Origin of the sequence: Lactobacillus sp. UMNPBX19, assembly GCF_002553805.1 — a bacterium.
Classification (GTDB): domain Bacteria; phylum Bacillota; class Bacilli; order Lactobacillales; family Lactobacillaceae; genus Lactobacillus.
Genome location: NZ_PCYR01000002.1, coordinates 39,941 through 53,609 on the forward strand (window position 1 = coordinate 39,941; position 13,669 = coordinate 53,609).

Annotated in this window: 12 protein-coding genes; 1 reads left to right on the forward strand and 11 read right to left on the reverse strand. The window is 35.1% G+C overall.

The genetic code is table 11. The annotated features are described in order from the left end of the window. Positions 1-149 precede the first annotated feature (149 nt). The 8 genes from CP370_RS01020 to CP370_RS01060 form a co-directional block, all read right to left on the reverse strand. A complete protein-coding gene (locus CP370_RS01020) occupies positions 150-1,322 on the reverse strand; it encodes a DUF4767 domain-containing protein (protein ID WP_087713376.1) in 1,173 nt (390 codons plus the stop codon). 343 nt (positions 1,323-1,665) lie between these two features. Further along, positions 1,666-2,064 (reverse strand): PTS sugar transporter subunit IIA, encoded by a 399-nt coding sequence (locus CP370_RS01030; RefSeq protein WP_087284419.1) that lies wholly within the window; start codon positions 2,062-2,064, stop codon positions 1,666-1,668. Positions 2,065-2,087: 23 nt separating this feature from the next. Further along, positions 2,088-2,906, reverse strand: coding sequence for a PTS system mannose/fructose/sorbose family transporter subunit IID (locus CP370_RS01035; RefSeq protein ID WP_004896120.1), 819 nt, complete (start codon positions 2,904-2,906; stop codon positions 2,088-2,090). Next, on the reverse strand, positions 2,893-3,810 hold the full coding sequence (locus tag CP370_RS01040; RefSeq protein ID WP_087284416.1) for a PTS sugar transporter subunit IIC: 918 nt from the start codon (positions 3,808-3,810) through the stop codon (positions 2,893-2,895). The genes CP370_RS01035 and CP370_RS01040 overlap by 14 nt, the downstream gene beginning before the upstream one ends. An 11-nt stretch (positions 3,811-3,821) precedes the next feature. Beyond that, positions 3,822-4,310, reverse strand: coding sequence for a PTS sugar transporter subunit IIB (locus CP370_RS01045; RefSeq protein ID WP_087713377.1), 489 nt, complete (start codon positions 4,308-4,310; stop codon positions 3,822-3,824). 137 nt (positions 4,311-4,447) lie between these two features. Further along, positions 4,448-5,605 (reverse strand): N-acetylglucosamine-6-phosphate deacetylase, encoded by a 1,158-nt coding sequence (nagA, locus tag CP370_RS01050; protein ID WP_012845499.1) that lies wholly within the window; start codon positions 5,603-5,605, stop codon positions 4,448-4,450. A 61-nt stretch (positions 5,606-5,666) separates the two neighbouring features. Beyond that, positions 5,667-6,833: an SIS domain-containing protein gene (locus tag CP370_RS01055; RefSeq protein WP_004896125.1), complete on the reverse strand. Its 1,167-nt coding sequence runs from the start codon at positions 6,831-6,833 to the stop codon at positions 5,667-5,669. Positions 6,834-6,853: 20 nt separating this feature from the next. Continuing rightward, a complete protein-coding gene (locus tag CP370_RS01060; RefSeq protein WP_087713378.1) occupies positions 6,854-7,570 on the reverse strand; it encodes a GntR family transcriptional regulator in 717 nt (238 codons plus the stop codon). Between the two features lie 159 nt (positions 7,571-7,729). Here CP370_RS01060 and CP370_RS01065 point away from each other — a divergent pair, with 159 nt between their 5' ends. Further along, the gene (locus tag CP370_RS01065; protein ID WP_087713379.1) at positions 7,730-10,789 is read left to right on the forward strand and encodes a DUF5110 domain-containing protein; all 3,060 of its coding nucleotides are present in this window, start codon (positions 7,730-7,732) and stop codon (positions 10,787-10,789) included. Between the two features lie 79 nt (positions 10,790-10,868). Here CP370_RS01065 and CP370_RS01070 read toward each other — a convergent pair whose 3' ends face one another. The 3 genes from CP370_RS01070 to CP370_RS01080 are packed head-to-tail and all read right to left on the reverse strand — an operon-like array spanning position 10,869 to position 13,574. Continuing rightward, positions 10,869-11,687 carry an alpha/beta hydrolase gene (locus CP370_RS01070; protein ID WP_087713380.1) on the reverse strand — a complete coding sequence of 273 codons (819 nt, stop codon included), beginning with the start codon at positions 11,685-11,687 and terminating at the stop codon, positions 10,869-10,871. A gap of 22 nt (positions 11,688-11,709) precedes the next feature. Further along, the gene (locus tag CP370_RS01075) at positions 11,710-12,471 is read right to left on the reverse strand and encodes a YibE/F family protein (protein WP_087713381.1); all 762 of its coding nucleotides are present in this window, start codon (positions 12,469-12,471) and stop codon (positions 11,710-11,712) included. Further along, the gene (locus CP370_RS01080) at positions 12,468-13,574 is read right to left on the reverse strand and encodes a YibE/F family protein (RefSeq protein WP_087713382.1); all 1,107 of its coding nucleotides are present in this window, start codon (positions 13,572-13,574) and stop codon (positions 12,468-12,470) included. Before CP370_RS01080 ends, CP370_RS01075 begins: the two co-directional genes overlap by 4 nt. Between the last annotated feature and the right edge of the window lie 95 nt (positions 13,575-13,669).

Here is a 13,669-nt window from a genome sequence, read left to right on the forward strand (position 1 = left end):
CTACAAAAAAAGTCCGTTTTTAGTTAATTTTGGACTTTTACTCAAAAGAAAAATCTTATTAAATCAAAGTTTATCAATACCAAGATTTAGTATAATTTCTTAATTTCTGAGTTTTTTTCCAGACACAGACACTTTATGAAATACTAAAATTAATTATTCTCCGCAATTTCGTTAAAGTGAGAAGCTAAATCTTGGTTAGCAGTTGGATGAACTACCACATAACCTCCATTTGTCGTCTGATCAACCAAGGCAACTGGTTCTCCATGATAAAAACAGAACAGATACGTTATATGATCTTCTGCACTTTTACCATTATGATTAAAAATAGCAACTACATTATATGTATCACTGTCATTATCTTTATTAGTTACTTGCGGATTCCATTTCAACTTAATAGTTTCCATATCTTTAGGATCCCTACTATCGTGATCTCCAGAGCTCAATTTAAATGGGTAAGTATCTTCACTAATATCGCGTGGGAAATGCTCTCCAGCTAATGTTACCAGATCATCTTCTCCTTCATTATAATGCTCATAAAATTGATGCATCTTATTGCCGAATTCATCCATATAACTAATTAATTCATCATTTTGGTTATTTGACCATAGCCGGTCTTTAGATGTAGTCTTCTTAGATTTTGTGTTAGTTTTAGAACTCTGATCATTAGCTTTTTCATCCGACTTACCAGTAACAATCGATAGATTATCATTCCAAATATTTACATTTTTCTCCGTGTTTTCAGATTTAATTTCTGGATAAATCTGAGTTAAAACACTTCTATTATTGTAGCTAGACTTATTTCCAACATAAGTTATCTCTTTATTATCTTTAGAAACTAAATAGCCAACCTGATCATTTATAACATATAATCTACTTCCGTCAGTAGCACTGATCTCATAATCTCCAAAACGATATTTTGAATAATTTTCTATTGTTAAGTGACCGCTTCCTAAATCATCAGCTGCTTCTCCCCATTTTTTGCCATATTTTTTATCAGCATAAAGGATTGCCCAAGCAGCTAGTTGCTTACTTGGAATCTTTTTAATCTCAGCACTAGTTAATTTTCCATTACCACCAATCACAGTGCTATTAGTCGAATTTCCACAATGTTGATACAATCCCCAGCCACCAAAAATAAGGATAAATGCGGCGATAATTGATCCAATAATAATATTTCTTTTTTTTGATTTTAATCTATTGCTGTGAATTTCACTTCTTTTAGGCATCTCAGAATTGGAACATATAACTGACCTTCCACAATGTGGACAGAATCGATCCGTAGCCTTAATTGATTTCCCACAATGGGGACAAAATTTATTCATACTTTGACCTTTCTATTATAGCACTGTCATTAAATTATTTATATTGTAACAAATTAATCAACAAAAAATTTGATAGAAACGAAATGAAGTGCCTCATAATTGTTAGACATAAATCTAATGATTGTGAGGCACTTTTTTATGACCAAATATTCAACTGAATTAAAAATTAAAGTTATTTCTAAATATTTAAATCATGCTAATTCACTATTAGGATTAGAAAAAGGAATATTTGAAGAGATGTCCAATAGTTTATTACGCAGTAATTTATACATTTTTCATTATAAAAAACGACCCACGTATGGTTTTACCAACGCAAGTCGTTTTCGACATCTATATAAATAAGCTATTTCTTCATGCTAGCAAGCATTTGATTAATATCTACAATCCCTGCTTTACCAGCAGCCACAGAATCTGCATCATTACCAATCATTTGACTATTTAGCCAATCAATTACCATAGCGAGATTCATCCCTGCAATTAGGTGAATATCTTGACCACTCATAATCAAGCGACTAACTGTGTTAGCTGGTGTGCCACCCATTAAATCAGCAAATACTGTTAAATCTTCTTCAGGAATACCGTTAATGGTATCTTGAAATTTCTTTTCAAAATCTTCTGGTCCTTCTTCTGGAAGTAAACATACTACATGAATATGTTCTTGAGGCCCCATAATCAATTCTGCACTTTTTTTAACTTCTTCAGCCATCTTACCATGACTGATTAGCACTAATTCTTTTGTCATAATATTTTTCCTTTAATTTACTGCTAAATCTTAGCAAGAACACCAACACCGCCAAGAATAACTGAAAGAACTAAAACAATTAAGATAGCCTTAGTTGAGGTCATCTTCTTCTTTCCAAGTAACCAGTAAACAAAGCCAACAATCAAAGCAGGCAATAGTTTAGGAATGATCATATCTAAGTTGTTTTGGATGTCCATGGTAACTTTACCGATTTGTGGTACCCAGGCAAACTTAACGTTAACCATCGTAGCTACTAAAGCACCAACCATAAATACACCAAGTACTGTAGCAGCATCAGTTAAAGCATTCAAACGGTCTCTCATATCAGTAACAAGAGTTACTCCTTTATCATAAGCAAACCGTAGTTGCTTCCATCTGAAGAAACAGATAGCAATTTGAGCAGCAATCCAGATAAATACACCAACTGGGTTTCCTTGAGAAGCCATAGAAGCAGCCAAGGCACCGAAGATTGTCGGAATCAATGCAGCAAAGATTGAGTCACCAATTGCGGCGAAAGGTCCCATTAATCCAACCTTCAAACCAGTAACAGTATCTTTACCTTCAACACCTTCATTTTCTTCAATAGCTAAGTCAATACCGGTAATAATGGTATTGAAGAAGTTAGAAGTGTTAAAGAACTGAACATGCGTCTTCATCATTTCTTGCAATTCTGGAGTATTATCACCATAAATCTTACGAAGTTGTGGCAAGATTAAGAATAAATACCCAGTATTCTGCATTCTTTCATAGTTCCAACCTAGTTGGAAACCGAATAGAGAACGTCTGTTAATTTGATTAAAGTCTTTATCTGTTAATTTATAAGTTGGTTTAGAGTTCATCATCAGTGATTTCCCCCTCTGAAGCTACATTAGTGGATTCTGTAGTAGTTGTGACTTCTTTTGTTCCGCCTTTACCACTGCCACCTTTGCCACTAATTTCATCTTTGTAGTGTAAGATTGCAAATGCTAATCCAATCAAAGCCATTGCAAGCATTGGTAGGCCATTGAAAGTTGCAGTAAATGATTTATTTGCTGCTTGAAGACCTGTACCCAAAGTTTGAATGCTTGTAAACAAAACTGAGAATAAAGTAGTAAATGTGAATCCCATAATTAAGTAAGCAATGTGCTTCTTAACTGGTAAGTAACGAAGCAAAATAGCAAAACCAACTGCAGGAAGGACAGCACCAGCTACTGTTAAACCAGTACCTAACCACTTTAAGTTTCCGTTCAATGAGTTAGCAATTGTTTGAACTAAGCCGCGTCCAAATGCTAAAGCAATAAAGACAGGGATTGCACGAGATAAAGACCATGGAATCGCACCGTAAAGGAAGTTTCTTTCGATTCCCTTATAATTGTTTTCTTCAATTAAGTGATCAATTCTGTGAGCAAAATAAGTGTTAGCAAATCTTGCCAAAACGTCCAATTGAACCATGATTGCAGCTACAGGAACCGCAATTGAAGAAATAGCTACTTGTGGGCTCATTCCTTTAATACTTACAGAAAATGCTGTTGCTAAAACTGTACCAGTAGTTGCATCAATCTTAGAAGCACCACCGAAAGTACCAACACCTAAAACTGTAAGTTGCATGGCACCACCAATAATTAAACCGGTTTTTAAGTCACCCATGATTAAACCAGCAATCAAGCCAGCTCCAACTGGTGTATTCAATGATGAATAAATTTGTAATTCATCAAGAATTTCATATCCAGCATAGAGGGTAAGTAGTAATATTTGCCACCAAGCCATAATTAAACCTCCTATTTAATCTTTTCATTCATTAATTTCATAAAGTCATGAGAATCATCGCTTGGAGTTAACTGAGCTGTGATTTTCACACCCTTATCTGCTATTTTATTAAAGTCTTCAACGTCTTTCTCTTCAACATTGATTTGCTTAGTCACTTGCTTAGTAGTATCAGTTTGAGACATGGTACCTACATTCAAGGTATCAAGTTTAAGACCTAAGTTAATTAAATCTAAGAAGGCTGCTGGCTTTTTAGCGACAATAAATACTCGCTGGTTACCATAACGATCATGAATTAAGTGATCAGCTGCAACCTTTGCTGGCAAAACACTAAGACGAGTAGTAAGAGGTGTAGCCATTCTTAAACCACTTTTTTGAATATCGCTTTTTGCTGCTTCTTCATCAACAACAATAATACGATCAGCTTGAAGTTTTGGAGTCCAAAGATTAGCTACTTGACCATGGACAAGTCGTCCATCAATTCTAGCTCCCACAATATTCATAGAGATTCCTCCATCTTTTATAAATACTTTGTAAGCGCTTTCTACAATTTTAATCTTAGTATATTAAGTTTTGTTAGTCAACTGGTTGCAACCACTTTTTTAAGATTCTCTAAAGTTACTTGCAAAAGTATAAACTTTTAAGCTTTGTAACGTGATTCACCGTTTAAATAAGTTTCACTTACAGTCATATCATGGTTTAATACAACAAAATCAGCTGGATGATCTGGCTTAATCACACCACACTTATCAAGTAAATTACAGCTCTTAGCCGGCACATAACTAGCCATCATAACTGCATCTTCAGGTGTTGCAACATTCCAATCAACTACATTCTTAACTGCATCCTTTAAGAGCAAAATACTACCTGCCAAATTATTAGTTTCTTTTAGACGTGCCATTCCATCCTTAACATAAACTGGCAATTCACCCAAAACATAGTCCCCATCTGGCATTAAACCTGCTTGCATGCAGTCTGTAATCAAGGCAATATGTTCTGGTCCCCGTGCGTTTACTAAAGCACGAACAGCCGGTTCTTCAACATGGTGACCATCGCAGATTAATTCATCGGTTGTTAAACGTGAAGAAAAAGCAGCACCAATAATATTAGGTGAGTGTTGTGACAAACTATTCATCCCATTAAATGTGTGGGTAAATACACTAGCACCAGCTTCAACACAACCAATAGCGTCTTCAAAATTAGAATCTGAGTGACCTAAGGCAACAACCAAGCCCATTTTTACTGCCTCACGTACAAACTGACGAGCATTTTTTCTTTCAGGTGCCATTGAAATCTTAATTAGCATGTCATCTGAAACTTTACGCCATTTTTTCAAAAGCATAATTGATGGATCAGTCATGTACTTTGGATTTTCTGCTCCACCATGTTTTGGAGTAAAGAACGGTCCTTCAAAATGCAAACCTTGGATTTTAGCACCAGTTTCTTCACCCTTATGTGCAGCAAACTTTTCACAAGTTTCTGTTAATTCTTTGTCACTAGCAGTAATAGTTGTTGGTAGCCAGCTAGTTACACCAGCTTGCAATAAGCCATTTGAGATCTTGTCAATGCCTTCCCAGTCACTCTTCATCGTATCTTCATCAAGCAAACCATGAATATGTGTATCTACATAACCAGGGGCAATCCATTGATCGCCATATTCTTTAATTAAGCCATGGCTTGGCTTTTCATCTTCTCGATAATATAAACCAAAGTTGCCATCATCTTGAACTTCAAGATAACCGCCCTTTTCAGTTCTATTTTCTAAAAAGAATTTTCCTGCATGGATGTAATATGACATAATAGTTAACTCCCTAAATTAATTTATATTTTAATCTGAAACTGTTTTCAAAATTTGAATTTTATTTGATGAATTTGTGAATTGTTACTCCCTTAACCACACGGTTAACAGTACCTGTTGGGGATGGAGTATCTGGGGTATTTCCTACTTTGATTGAAGTAAGCAATGCAATTGTTTGTCCAAACATAATATCCGGTAAGGCTAAATATGCATCAGGCACTTCTTTTCCAGCAAAGGCAAAGAATTTCCCATCAAAATCTTGACCCTTTTTAAGCTGACCTACTCCCATTACTAACGGAACAATTTGATCGGCCTTAATCTCATCTAAAATATCCAAATCATATTTTCTGGTGTAGGTATTGTTAGAAACAAAGTCAAAAACAATCGTCTTCTTATCTAAAAATGATTTTGGACCATGTCTCAATCCCATCGAAGTATCAAATAAGGCTGCTACTTTTCCAGCTGTTAATTCCAAAATTTTAAGTCGTGCTTCTTCAGCTAATCCACCTAAAGCGCCACTACCAATATAAGTAATTCGATCAAAATCAGTATCAACTAACTTTTGAATTTCATCTTCACGGTCAATTACACTTTGGCCCATTTCAGCAATTTCATTAACAATTGCTTCTTTTTCAGCATCACTTCTAGTATCAAAAACTAATAAAGTAGCTAAACTCATACATGAAAACGAACCAGTCATTGCAAAACCTTGGTCTAATGATTTAGCAGGCATTAAAAGAACTAAGCCATTTGGATCATCTTTTAAGTCTTGAGCCAAATGTCCTTCTGGAGCACAGGTAATAGCAATTTGATATAAATTAGTAACTAATTGCTTAGCAAGTTCAACAGTTGCAACTGACTCAGGGGAATTACCGCTACGAGCAAAAGAAACCAAAATTGTTGGTGTATCTGCTTCAAGATAATCTTCCGGTGTTGAAACAATTTTAGTTGTATCAATTGCTTCAAAGTCGTATTTACTACGGTCTCCATGCTTTCTCAAATAAGGCATTACCGTATTGCCTACGTAAGCGCTAGTTCCTGCGCCGGTAAAAATCACTTTTACCTTATCGAATTTTTTAGTAATTTTAGCTAAAAAATCATCGATTTCTGTTTTCTTTTCTTTATATATCTTAAAAGTTTCTTTCCATAAAGAAGGCTGTTGTTGAATTTCTCTAGTAGTAATATCTGCACCCATCTTTTTTAATTCTGCATCGGTTTTAGTAAACATGAGCCTATTCCTTTCAATAATTAAACTAAATGATTGTATTGACGTGATCGATAAATGAATCTATCTCCTCTAGCAAGAGAAATAGTGAACTCGATCGGTACATTTTTATCATTGATTGCCCGTCTAAAAATCTTCAAACTTGCATCCCCAGGCTTAACACCCAAGATTTTGCTATCTTTTTCGTCCAAGTTAACTGCTTGTACATCTTCAAAAGCAAGAATACTTTGTTCATTATATTTTTGCTTCATCACTGTATATAAGTTGTCCTCTAGGTCTGACATTTTTAGATCAGGGAAAATTCTTTCAGGTAAATAAGTTTCTCCATACATTAGTGGTACTCCATCAGCTAGACGTAACCTAACTAATTTGTATGCCTTCTCACCAGTTTTTAAATTAAGCTGATTTGCAACATCTTCTTCAGGTGTCACAAGTTCTAATGTGCGGTTTTGTGTTGTTGGCTTGTGACCTGCTTCAGACATCTGCTCACTAAAAGAATACATACTTCCCAAGTTGGTTTGATCTAGATAAATTGTCGAAACAAATGTACCTTTCCCATGCAATCGATAAATAATGCCGCGCTCTTCTAAATCATTTAATGCTAATCGAATCGTATTTCGACTAACACCATACTCTTTCAAAAGTTGTCGTTCACTCGGTAATCGATCATTTGGCTTCATTTCAGTCTTAATTTTCTTTTCGAGATCTGAAATAACTTGCTGATAAAGTGGTTTTTTCATCTTCTAACCCCATCCAATCTTTAACTGGTTAGTACCACCTTCTACAGAATATTCCAGAAAGCGCTTTATGTCAAATCTAAAAAAACACGAAACTCATTTTTTCGTTATAATATGAACTATACGTAAATGAAAAATTTAATTTAAAGAAGAAAACTAATTATGTCTGAAATTACTAACAAACAACAACCTCAACATTTAAGTCGTTTAGTCCACGTGGCTAAGGGTACTCGCTACTATGATTTGCAATTTGAAGATGGAACAAGAGCGCGTCTATACATTATTGCTAAAGGTATCTTTCGTTTAATCGTTGATCCAGCAGCAGAATTTAAGCCTTTAACTCCATCATTAACCATCGCAGCAAGTAACTTTAGTTTGCGTCCATTTGAAGATTCTCAGCTTTTAGTAACCGATGAGACTTTCACCATTAAAAGCGGTCAGTTTTCACTTCGCTTACAAAAGAATCCAGCTATCTTCAGTATTTTTGACGATCAATTACATCGCTACCGCATGATGCAAAGTAGTCCAATTGAACTGGGGGGCGATTATTCTAGCGAATTCTTACGTCAGAACAAAAACGAATTCTATTACGGTGGCGGGATGCAAAATGGAAGCTTCAGCCACAAAGGAAAAATTATCGAGATTAAAAATACTAATTTAACTGGTCCCAGTGCTGTTGCTTGTCCAGAAGGATTTTTCTGGTCAAATGCTGGTTTTGCAGAGTTGAGAAACACATGGAAAGATGGTATCTACAACTTTAAGGGTGATGACGGGACTACAACAGTTATTACCCATCAAACTCCTATTTTTGATAATTTCTATCTTTTAGGAGATTCTCCGGCGGAAATATTGCGTCAGTACTATAAAATTACGGGTTCTCCTCTTTTCTTGCCGAAATATGCACTCGGTCTGGGTTATCTTGGTAATTACCTTGATACTTGTTGGACAGCAGCTAAACCTCAAGAAAATAGTGCAATTAAATTTGAAGACGGCAATACTTATAAAATTGCGCGTAGCAATAATGATATTGTGGCCAAGTCCTCTCTCAATGGAGAAGAACAGTACCAATTTTCTGCTCGGGCAATGATTGAAAGGTACAATTCATATCATCTTCCACTTAGTTGGTTTGTTCCTAACTATGAAAGCAAACAAGACTTAAATGACGATGAAATGAATAATTTAGTTGATTTTGCAAAAGATCAAAATGTAAAAATAGGATTCTATGGATCCTTGCCTACTGATGCACCAGCTAATTTTTTAAAGTTCAAAGCTGATCCTGCTAATTTCCCTAATGAAAAAATAATGCAGGACTTTGCTATCGCTAGTGAACCTCTAATTGATAAAAATAAAACCAATCGTCCTTGGGCAATGGCAAGTAATGGCTGGAGTGCTATTCAAACTTTGGCTACTACTGCAAATGAAGGTGTTGGTGGTGAATGGGAACAAATTGCTACTGAAATTGCTAGCTTTTTAAGTATGTCTCTTTCTGGGCAGCCAAATGTAGGAAGTGCTATTGATGGAAAAGAAGGCGGCGGTAATGCACAAGTAAATATCCGTGACTTACAATGGAAAGTCTTTACTCCACTTCTTTATTCAATTGATAATTATGGTAATATCCAAAAAACACCATTTGCATTTAATGCAAAAATGACTAGAATTACTCGCGCCTATCTTAAACTTAGAGAAAAAATCACTCCATATCTCTATACTGTTACGCGCGCGGCTCAAGATGGAATGCCAATTGTTAGACCGCTCTTCTTAGCTTTCCCTCATGAACGAGTTAACTATACTAACCAAGTTAAACATGAATTTATGCTAGGAAATAACCTACTAATCGCTCCAATCACTAACGGGCGAGAAGATCCAAGTGGCGCTTCCCTAAAGGATAACCTCTACTTACCTGATCATCGAACAATGTGGATTGACCTCTTCACTGGCAAAAAACTAATTGGTGGTCGAATTTACGATAAGTTGCATTACCCACTCTGGCATCTTCCTGTATATGTACGCGGCGGTGCAATTTTACAAGAGTCATTAAGAAGTGCCCTTGTTTACCCACAAAGTAAGAGTTCAGCTATTTTATACGAAGATGATAATCAAACTAATGATTATGAAAAGGGCCATGCAGCTACCACGCAAATCACTAGCTCTGTTAGCGGATCAAATCTTCATATTACGGTCTACCCAACTGAAGGCAGCTACACGGGTCTTGAAGAAAAACAAATTACTAATTTAACTATTATGTCTGATCGTTATCCTGGTAAAGTTTCTCTTAAACTAAACGATCAATTTGTTCCACTAACTGAATATAACGATCTTGATAGCTTTAACAAAGCTGAAGAAGGTGTCTTCTACCAGCAAGACTACATGCCATGCAAAGAGTTTGGTTACTTTACTGGTCAATTGCAGCCAGCTCTTAGAGTGAAGATGCCTGCTGTTGATATTCATGACAATAAGTTCGAACTGATGATTGAAAACTTTAGTTATGGTAGCGAAGTAGAACAACACGCTATTATTGACTCAGCAATGGCTTCTCCAAGAAGTGCAGCAATTTTAACTGACCGCTTAACTTCAAAGAGCATTACTATTACCTGGACTAATCCAACTAATTTCGCAGATAAAAATATAATGGCCGATATCGAAGTTAACGGAATTGTTCATACTAATATTGACGGTAATACTTTTACTTTCCATGAGCTTGAACCTAATACACGCTACCGCTTCAGAATTAGAAATAAGTTCGGTAATAAAGTATCCGATTGGTCAGAGTACTTTGGCACCCATACAAAGCGTGATCAAATGGATTATGCCATTTCAAATATTACAGTTTCTAGTACGGGAGAAAGCGAAGAGGATTTACCAGTCGAAAACTTAACTGATCTTAAATTAGCTAGTGAGTGGCTTTCTAAAGATCAAATTACTAAAGATAGTCCTCTAGACCTAACTTTTAATTTCAACCATATTTATAAACTCAGCCGAATGGTTTATGTTCCTCGTTCACGTGATCGCATAGGTCATGTTTTACGTGTTCAAGTTGCTATTTCCAAAGACGGAGAAAACTTCAGCGACTTTAGTAAAGAAATTAATTGGCCAAATGATGCTAAAAACAAGGTAATTGGCTTAAGAGATGTAGTTGCTAAATCAATTAAACTTAGAATTTTGGCAACTTCCGATAATTTAGCCTCTGGAAAAGAAGTTCTATTCTTTATGGCAAAAGAATAAAATTAAAAAGTCCGAAAAGATGAAATTATTGTACATTTCCTTTTCGGACTTTTTCTATATATATTTGTTTCACGTGAAACTAAACGTAAATTTTTCTATCTTTCAACCATTCAAGGCTCAATTCAAACCAATGAGCAAGATGCGCATCAGCTTTACGTTCTTTAGTAGCTAACTCAGGAGTAGCAAGAGAAAAACCATGTCCACCCTTATTAAACAAATGTGCTTCAAAGCGAACCCTATTTTTTCTTAGAGCAGTTATATATTCAATCGTATTATCAATTAAGACAACCGGATCATCTACTGCCTGAAAAATAAAAGTAGGAGGGGTTTGGGGAGTAACTCCGACCGCTGTATCAAGTAAATCTTTTGCACTTGGCATTTTTTCCTTAGCATCAGGCGGTAAAGGAAAACCAATATCTTTAATATTAATTAACGGATAACCTAAAATAGTCGCATTTGGTGATACTTTATCATGCTCAAAATGATATTCAGACTGCCACTTTTGACTTTCTGCCATTACATTCATCGAACTAACAACATGGCCGCCAGCTGAAAAACCAGTTGTCGTAATTTTATCCTTAGCAAGACCTAACTTCTCACTATTTTCTCTAAAGTATGCAACAGCAGTTAAACCAGATAAAGCAGCATCAGGATAAATTCTGCCAGGATCGGTAGTTAAATTATATGAAACTATTGCCGCATCAAATCCATGAGCTGCATAAGCTAGTGCAACTGGTTCTCCCTCTCTCAATGACAAATGGTTAAAACTACCACCTGGAAAGATCAACATTAGTGGTCTTTTCTTTAGGAGGAGTTGCGGATTATCTTGCAAACTATAATAAGTAACGTGAAATTCACGCCCATTAAAATTTGTTAACGTCAAATTCTCTATCTTCATCTTACTGCGCTTCTATTTATCTCTACTTTTTATTTTCTTTATTCGTTAAAGTGTGTGCTAAGAATATTGTAGTTAATGGTACCGTTAAAAGCACGCCAATGAACGAATATACAATAATCAAAAACTCATCCACAAAAAGTTTATCATTTAAAATTTCAAATAAGGAATAATTTAGTCTTACATACCAAATAAATATTGGTAAAAAACTACCAAATAAACCAAATAAAATTGTATTCATGGCTGTTCCTAGTACATCCTCTCCAACTTCATTCCCACTTCTAATTAATTGCTTTTGCGTAATATTAGGATCATGTCGCTTTAACTCAAGCAAGCCCGCACTCATTGCAACACTAGCTTCTGCAATTGCTCCTAGCATTGAAAAGATTGCAACTAAAATTGCGATTTGAGAAAAACTAATTCCTACATTTAATGATAAACCAATTAATTCTTCCCCTGCCTGGCCTCCAAAGCCTTGAGTTTGCGCTAAATTTTCAAACAAGATAATTATCAGCATCACAATTAAACTCACACACAGAGCAGTTAAAAACGCATTTTTAGCCACAGTATAATCATGTGTTCCTAAATAAATAATCGTTAATAACTTTAAAGGAATAAATATTGTTCCAACCAATACTATATTTACTCCCCAGGAAATAAGTAGTGCAACTAAAATCAGTAAACAGGCATTGATAACGACGCTTAGATAACTCTTAAAGCCAGTTTTTCCTCCAACTATAATCATTAATACTAGAAGAATTAATAAAAGAGCAGTTAAAGTTGTCATTTTTCTACCACCTCTGCTTTTTTGTTTTTTAAAAAGACAGCACTAGATAGAGTAGCAAAAATCACCGTTAGTACGATTCCGATTGCCGAGCTTAAACTCTGGATGACCCCTAAGGAAAGGGTGTATTTAAAGGTATAGACTAAAGTATTATTATCTCTCAAATACAAAATTGTCATAGGTAAGGCTTCAGCCATAAAAATTAAAACTAGTACATTTATCAGTGGCCCCATAATCTCTTGGCCTAGAGTTCGTCCGCTAATAAATAGCTCTTTAAATGTTAGGTCTGACTTATGTTTTGCTAATGCATAAAGACTAGAAACAATATCAGTAGCCTCATCCATTACTGCTCCTAGAACTCCTAGAATTGTCTGAGATAAAAATAAAGCTCGAGGATCTTGAGTAGCATAATCTACTGCTTCATAATCAATTCCCCGCTCATGAGTTAATTTCATAACTAAATAAAAGATGCCAAAAGAGACAAAAACTCCTAACAAAGTAGCAGTTAAAGTCACCAGCATTTTTTGATTAAAGCCTTGTACTATTACCAGAGAAATAAAAGTAAACAGAATTGCTGCAATACTATAAATTAAGAAAATTCTTGTTCCATTTTCCTTTACATCACTTTTAATTACAAAATAAAAAATTATACTATTTAAGATCATTGAAATTAAAAGTAAGCTAGCCTGTTTTCCTGTAATTAAAACAATTACACTAATCGTCAAAAACATGCTTAAAACAACAACCCAGTCACGTTTTGGTTCAACTAATTTAGGTTTGCCTTTAATAAATGAAACAATTACACGTTGATGATGTCGATACTTTTGTGAAACAGCTTGAGACGGCGAATAAGTATTAGTAACTAAAAATGTCTTTCCCTTATATTTTCCAGACAAAATTTTTAAATGTAGATTTTGTTGCCGTACCTCGTCTTTGTTTTCATAGTTGTCTTTTGTCTTATCGACTAATGTATCTGTTATTTGCCTATCAGTAATGACCGCAATTGGCTTACTTGCAAAAGCAGTTGAGAAATAGGTAATTAGAGTAAAAAATATTCCCACAACTACCACTGCTAAACTAAGCCAAATTTTTGCATTCTTTTTCACTTTTTTGCCTTCCCTAAATAATTTAATGGTGAGTATGCTACTATAGTAGCATTAAAATTTTTTACTAATTATTAAAAAATAGTAATTTATCTGAG

Bases quoted from the DNA above. Each gene is read 5' to 3' on its own strand.
- CP370_RS01030 (WP_087284419.1), bottom strand. From the start codon at position 2,064: ATGACAAAAGAATTAGTGCTAATCAGTCATGGTAAGATGGCTGAAGAA.
- CP370_RS01045 (WP_087713377.1), bottom strand. From the start codon at position 4,310: ATGAATATTGTGGGAGCTAGAATTGATGGACGACTTGTCCATGGTCAA.
- CP370_RS01065 (WP_087713379.1), top strand. From the start codon at position 7,730: ATGTCTGAAATTACTAACAAACAACAACCTCAACATTTAAGTCGTTTA.
- CP370_RS01020 (WP_087713376.1), bottom strand. From the start codon at position 1,322: ATGAATAAATTTTGTCCCCATTGTGGGAAATCAATTAAGGCTACGGAT.
- CP370_RS01055 (WP_004896125.1), bottom strand. From the start codon at position 6,833: ATGTTTACTAAAACCGATGCAGAATTAAAAAAGATGGGTGCAGATATT.
- CP370_RS01070 (WP_087713380.1), bottom strand. From the start codon at position 11,687: ATGAAGATAGAGAATTTGACGTTAACAAATTTTAATGGGCGTGAATTT.
- nagA (WP_012845499.1), bottom strand. From the start codon at position 5,605: ATGTCATATTACATCCATGCAGGAAAATTCTTTTTAGAAAATAGAACT.
- CP370_RS01060 (WP_087713378.1), bottom strand. From the start codon at position 7,570: ATGAAAAAACCACTTTATCAGCAAGTTATTTCAGATCTCGAAAAGAAA.
- CP370_RS01075 (WP_087713381.1), bottom strand. From the start codon at position 12,471: ATGACAACTTTAACTGCTCTTTTATTAATTCTTCTAGTATTAATGATT.
- CP370_RS01040 (WP_087284416.1), bottom strand. From the start codon at position 3,810: ATGGCTTGGTGGCAAATATTACTACTTACCCTCTATGCTGGATATGAA.
- CP370_RS01035 (WP_004896120.1), bottom strand. From the start codon at position 2,906: ATGATGAACTCTAAACCAACTTATAAATTAACAGATAAAGACTTTAAT.